The organism is Hymenobacter sp. (assembly GCF_035709525.1).
Lineage (GTDB): Bacteria > Bacteroidota > Bacteroidia > Cytophagales > Hymenobacteraceae > Hymenobacter.
In genome coordinates this window covers 23443-29693 of the sequence record NZ_DASTEP010000032.1, presented here as the reverse complement: position 1 = coordinate 29693, position 6251 = coordinate 23443, and the positions used below count along the sequence as shown (strand labels likewise).

At 57.5% G+C, this 6251-nt stretch carries 5 protein-coding genes; all 5 read right to left on the bottom strand.

Going from position 1 to position 6251, the window contains the following annotated elements; translation table 11 throughout:
• Nucleotides 1-113: 113 nt before the first annotated feature.
• Complete coding sequence (locus VFO93_RS02940) at nt 114-1265, bottom strand: M23 family metallopeptidase (protein ID WP_325132819.1); 1152 nt, start codon at nt 1263-1265, stop codon at nt 114-116.
• A 148-nt stretch (nt 1266-1413) separates the two neighbouring features.
• Entirely contained in the window at nt 1414-2343 is a 930-nt protein-coding gene (trxB, locus tag VFO93_RS02935; RefSeq protein WP_325132818.1) for a thioredoxin-disulfide reductase, read from the bottom strand.
• Nucleotides 2344-2470: 127 nt separating this feature from the next.
• Entirely contained in the window at nt 2471-3334 is an 864-nt protein-coding gene (locus VFO93_RS02930) for a sigma-70 family RNA polymerase sigma factor (RefSeq protein ID WP_144842942.1), read from the bottom strand.
• A 233-nt stretch (nt 3335-3567) separates the two neighbouring features.
• Nucleotides 3568-5706 (bottom strand): polyribonucleotide nucleotidyltransferase, encoded by a 2139-nt coding sequence (gene pnp / locus VFO93_RS02925; RefSeq protein ID WP_325132817.1) that lies wholly within the window; start codon nt 5704-5706, stop codon nt 3568-3570.
• Nucleotides 5707-5922: 216 nt separating this feature from the next.
• Nucleotides 5923-6198, bottom strand: a complete 276-nt coding sequence (gene rpsO, locus VFO93_RS02920) for a 30S ribosomal protein S15 (protein ID WP_325132816.1) — start codon at nt 6196-6198, stop codon at nt 5923-5925.
• Nucleotides 6199-6251: the final 53 nt, after the last annotated feature.

Below are 6251 nucleotides of genomic sequence, written 5' to 3'. Positions count from 1 at the left end.
GGCTGCCTAGTTACACGGCTTGGTAAGCCTAACCTACACTACTGCTATAAAGTTAGCCAGCCCGCGCAGCGGGCGTATCCGTTAAATCCTAAAAATCCGTTTGAATCTGCGGTCTATTTAATGCGCAGTTTCTTACCGGGCCGCAGCGTGTTGCTCAAGCCCGGATTCAGCTTTTTTAGCGCGCTCACGCGCAGGCCGTAGCGCTCCGCGATTTCGGAAAGTGTATCGCCAGCCCGAATCTGGTGCTGCGCCACGCGCCGCGCGGCTGTGGGCTCGGGGGCGCTGCTGCCACTACGGCCCCGGCTATTGCCCCGGCCGCGCCGCAACGCCTGGCTGTAGTAATTGAACAGCGCCGACGTGATGGTGAAATTATCGCTGCGCAGTTGGTAGCCAGGGAAATTGTACATCAGCGTTGGGTTGATGGGATTGCCCTCGTAGCGCACCTCGTAATGCAGGTGCGAACCCGTGCTGCGCCCCGTGCTACCGCCCAGCCCAATTACCTGCCCTGCCTTCACGAAGGTGCCCACCGGCAGCAGCGACTTGCTCAAGTGCCCGTAGAGCGTTTCGATGCCATTGAAGTGGCGCACCAGCAGGTAGTTGCCGTAGCCGCCCCCGTCGTACTTGCTGATGCGAATAACGCCATCGAAGGCCGCCCGCACCGAATCGCCGGTGTTCAAATCGAGGTCTACCCCAAAGTGCCAGCGCCCCCACCGAAACGTGAAGCCCGAAGTAACCGGCGTTTTGGTGAGCGGCATCTTCGAGTAGTGCTGCCGCAGCGGGTCTACCAGCTTCAGCGTAATAGTATCGCGAATGCGCCGGCCATCGACCCGGTACGGGTTGATGTTATGCGTGTCCCAGATGGAATAGTAGCCCGCCACCTTCACCCACGACGAGTCGATGAGCACCTCGTCCGACATCTCCACTATCTCCTGCCCGCCTTCGTTGAGGGTAGTCGTGTCTTCACTCACGATGCTGAGCTGCCGGTTCAGGTTGAAAATCGACTTGGCGGCGTCCGACTGCTTGTCGGGCATCACCTCAGTTTCGACGATGGTCGTGGTGTCGGGGCGCACGTAGCGCATAGTAGGCGTGCGGGCGCGGTAAAAGTCCTTACTGCGCGTGCGGCTGCGGCCAGAACCGGCCCGGCCCGTTTTGGCCTTGGTTTTCACCTTGCGGCGCTGCGCCTGCACACTGGCCGGGCTACCCAGCCAGCAGGCCAGCAGCACCAGCAAAACGGGCCACTGAAAAAATTGTCTTGGAAAAGTCAAAGGAACCCAAAAATGGCAGCCGTGACCCCAAACGAGTCACGGCTGAATGTTGGTATAAGATAAAATAGTCTGACTAACCTGAAAATCCGTTAATCACCTTAATAGCAGCAGATTAAAATTCTATCCCAGTTGCCTGGCCACCCACAGCTTAGTCGTGCATTGCCGCCAGGTAGCGCTCAGCATCCAAAGCAGCCATGCAGCCGCTGCCCGCCGCCGTCACGGCTTGCCGGTACGTAAAATCCTGCACATCGCCGCAGGCAAATACGCCGTCTACGTTGGTTTTGGCCGTACCCGGCAGCGTCTTCAGGTACCCCTGCTCGTCGTGGTGCAGGTAGTCCTGGAAAATCTTGGAGTTGGGCTCGTGCCCGATGGCCACGAAGAAGCCGTGAATCGGAATCTCGCGGGTTTCGTGCGTCACCAGGTTCTTCACCCGCACCGCCTCCACAGCGTGCTCGCCCAAAATTTCGTCGGTCGCCGTGTCAAACAGCACCTCAATCTTGGGGTTTTCGAGCACCCGCTTCTGCATAATTTTTGAGGCCCGCATGGCGTCTTTGCGCACCAGCATGTACACTTTCGAGCACAGGTTGGCGAGGTAGCTCGCTTCTTCGGCGGCCGTGTCGCCGGCGCCCACGATGGCGACTTCTTTGCCCCGGTAGAAGAACCCGTCGCACACGGCGCAGGCCGATACGCCCGAGCCATTGAGCCGCGCCTCCGAAGGCAAGCCCAGCCACTTGGCCGACGCGCCGGTGGCGATAATCACGGCATCGGCAGTAAGCTCCGTCGTTTCGTCAATCGTAATTTTATGCGGGTGGCCCGAAAAATCCACTTTGGTCGCGATGCCGTAGCGAATATCGGTTCCGAAGCGCTCGGCCTGCTTTTTCAGGTCTTCCATCATTTCCGGCCCCATCACCCCATCGGGGTAGCCCGGAAAATTCTCCACGTCGTTGGTAATAGTAAGCTGACCACCCGGCTGCAAGCCTTGGTACATCACGGGGTTCAACCCCGCCCGCGAAGCATAAATAGCGGCCGTGTAGCCCGCCGGACCCGAGCCAATAATCAGGCAATGAATGTGTTCCATGGGTAGGGCAAGCGTTAGCTTGCCTGTTATAAGTCTACTGAAAGTACGCAGGGCAAACTGAAGCTTACCCTACAAAAAACCCCAACCTCACGGTCGGGGTTTTCAAGAACGCAAATTTAGGCAAAAACTAGCCCAGATAGGGCTTCAGCGCCTTCGAGCGCGAGGTATGGCGCAGGCGGCGAATGGCTTTTTCCTTAATCTGACGCACGCGCTCGCGGGTCAGGTTAAACTTCTCGCCAATCTCTTCCAGCGTCAGGGCGGCCTCGCCGTTCAGGCCGAAGTAGAGCGTAATCACGTCAGCCTCACGCTTGGTCAGGGTCGAGAGGGCGCGCTGCACTTCTTTACGCAGCGAGTCGTTCATCAGGCCCGAGTCCGGCGTCTCTTCGTCCTCGTTTTCAAGCACGTCGAGCAGACGGTTTTCTTCGCCCTGCACAAACGGCGCATCTACCGACACGTGGCGGCCCGAGATTTTCAGGGTATCTACCACCTCCGAAGTCGTGAGTTCCAGCACCTCGGCGATTTCTTCGGGCGAAGGCTCGCGCTCGAACTTTTGCTCCAGCTCCGAAAACGACTTGCTGATTTTGTTCAGCGAGCCCACCCGGTTCAGGGGCAAGCGCACGATGCGGCTTTGCTCGGCCAGCGCTTGCAGAATGCTCTGGCGAATCCACCAAACGGCGTAAGAGATAAACTTAAAACCGCGGGTTTCGTCAAAGCGCTTAGCCGCTTTGATGAGGCCCAAGTTACCCTCGTTGATGAGGTCGCCGAGGCTAAGCCCCTGGTTTTGATATTGTTTAGCCACCGATACTACGAAGCGCAGGTTGGCTTTAGTTAATTTCTCCAGCGCCTTCTGGTCTCCATCGCGGATGCGCTGGGCCAGTGTTACCTCTTCGTCGGGCGTCAGCAGGTCCACTTTACCAATCTCCTGGAGGTATTTATCCAGCGACTGGCTTTCGCGGTTGGTAATCTGTTTGCTGATTTTTAGCTGTCTCATCGGTAACGGTGCTAATTAGATAATTTTAAAGGAGTTATAGGCAAGCATATGACCCAGCCGGTTTCCGACCAATTCAATGAAAAACAACCCGGCTAAACGGGCAAAAGTTCGGCCCAGCAGCGTGCTACCAGAAAATAAAGAAATAGGAAGATTTTATGTCAACCAACGGCCGGCAGCCGCAATTACCAGTCCAAACTTTCAATTTCCTTATTTTCCGGCGTTGCTTTCGCTACCTAGGCTGGCTTGTCCAGCAGCACTTTGCGCGAGAGGCGGTACTTGCCCGTCTTCTTGTCGATGTCGACCAGCTTCACATCTATCTCCTGCCCTACTTCCAGCACGCCTTCGAGCGACGCGATGCGTTCGTGCGTTACCTCCGAAATGTGCAGCAAGCCGTCCTTACCCGGCATAATCTCCACGAACGCGCCATAGGGTTGAATCGAACGCACTTTGCCCTTGTAAGTTTCGCCTACCTCGGGCTGCGCCGCAATGGCCCGGATGCGGTCGATGGCACCCTGCATGTCGGCCTGGTTGGCAGCGTAAATGCTTACGTGGCCTTTCTCGTCCTTCTCCTCGATGATAACCGTAGCATTGGTATCCTTCTGAATCTGCTGGATAACTTTGCCACCCGGCCCGATTACGGCACCAATAAACTCCTTATCAATCAGCATTTTATGCGAGCGCGGCGTGTGGGCCTTCAGCTCAGGAGCCGGCGCGGCGATGGTCTTGGCCATCTCGCGCAGGATGTGCAGGCGGCCTTCGCGGGCCTGGTGCAGCGCGGCGGTTAGGATTTCATTGCTCAGGCCCTGGATTTTGATATCCATCTGGCAGGCGCAAATGCCCTTCTCCGTGCCGGTTACCTTGAAGTCCATGTCACCAAGGTGGTCCTCGTCGCCCAGAATGTCCGAAAGAACGGCGTATTCGCCGGTTTCCTTGTCCTGCACGAGGCCCATCGCGATGCCAGCTACGGCAGCACGCACCTTCACCCCGGCATCCATCAGCGCGAGCGAGCCGGCGCAGACGGTAGCCATCGAGCTAGAGCCGTTCGACTCCAGAATGTCCGACACGATGCGGATGGTGTAGGGGTTCTCCTCATCGGGCGGCAGCACGCGCTTCAGCGAGCGAGCGGCCAGGTTGCCGTGGCCGATTTCGCGGCGGCCGGCACCGCGGTTAGGCTTCACCTCGCCGGTCGAGAAACCGGGGAAGTTGTAGTGCAGCATGAACTTCGAGAAGCCCTTGGTCAGCGGCTGGTCGATAATCTGCTCGTCGAGCTTGGTGCCGAGCGTAGCCGTGGTCAAACTCTGGGTTTCGCCGCGGGTGAAGATGGCCGAGCCATGGGCACCGGGCAAGTAGTTGATTTCCGACCAGATAGGACGAATTTCAGTGAGCTGGCGGCCGTCGAGGCGCACGCGCTCCTTCACCATCATATCGCGGATGGCTTTCTTCTCAGCCGACGAGTAGTAGCGGCTAAACTGCTTCATGTCCAGTTCGGGCTGCTCAGCCACAAGCTTGTCCAAGAACGCCTTTTTCACGCCTGAAAAGCCTTCCTTACGGCCAGCCTTGCTCGTGTTGCCCGAGCGGGCCACGTCATAAGCGCCTTGATAGATACCCTGCTGAATCAATGCTTTCAGCGCGTCGTTTTCTTCGTACTTCGGATACTCGCGGGGCTGCGACTCGGGCGTGCGGCCCACGGCTTCGGCCAACTCCTTTTGCAGTTGCACTTGCGCTTTGATTGCTTCGTGGGCAAAGGCAATGGCGGCTACCATTTCTTCCTCGCTCACTTCGTCCATCTCACCTTCCACCATCGCTACCGAGTCGCCGGTGGCACCCACGATGAGGTCCATGTCGGCGCGCTGCAAGTCGCTGGTCTTGGGGTTAATCTGGAACTGACCATCGATGCGGGCCACGCGTACCTCCGAAATCGGGCCGGCAAACGGAATGTCCGAAATCGATAGGGCAGCCGAAGCGGCCAGGGCGGCTAGGGCGTCGGGCTGCACTTCTTTATCGGCCGAGATGAGGGTAATCATTACCTGCACCTCGTAGTGGTAGTCTTTGGGGAACATCGGCCGCAGGATGCGGTCGACAAGGCGGCAAATAAGGATTTCGTAGTCGCTCAGGCGGCCTTCGCGGCGCTGAAACGAACCCGGAATCTTACCAGCCGAGCCGAATTTTTCCTGGTAGTCAACCGACAGCGGCAGGAAATCAACGCCTTCGCGCTGGCTCGGGGCCGATACGACAGTGGCAAGCAGCATCGTGTCGCCGAGGCGCACTACTACGGCACCGTCGGCAAACTTGGCCAGTTTGCCGGTTTCAATGGAAATCTGGCGGCCGTCGGGCAGCGCCAGGGTTTTGGTAATCGCGTGAGGAGCGGGCATTCTTTGAGAAGTAAGTAGCTGGAAGCTAGGAGCTAAAAATTATCAATCGAAACAAACACTTGCAGGCAAACAGTTCAGGTAAAGGCAGTATCTGGAGGGGGCCGCTGACTCGCTCCTAGCTTCGGCTACTGCACTTTACCGGCGCGGCTTGGGCACCGGCAAAAAAAAGAGTAGGGAACCTTCGATAAGAAGGCTCCCTACTCCCGAAAGCTGGGCTTACTTGCGGATACCCAGCTCCTTGATGATGGCGCGGTAGCGGTTAATCTCGCGGTGCTGGAGGTAATCCAGCATGCGGCGGCGCTTACCGACCAGCTTGAGCAGACCCAGGCGCGTGCTGTGGTCTTTTTTGTTAACTTTCAGATGCTCCGTGAGGTGCTGAATGCGGTGCGTGAACAGCGCGATTTGCGACTCGGCCGAACCGGTGTCGGTGGTTACTTTCTGAAGGCTGTTTTTTTCGAAGATGGCCTGTTTGGCCTCGGTCGAGAGTTTCATCGGCAGATAGGAATGACCCGTCTTGGATTAAAAAATAAGAAAATTGTCGTTGC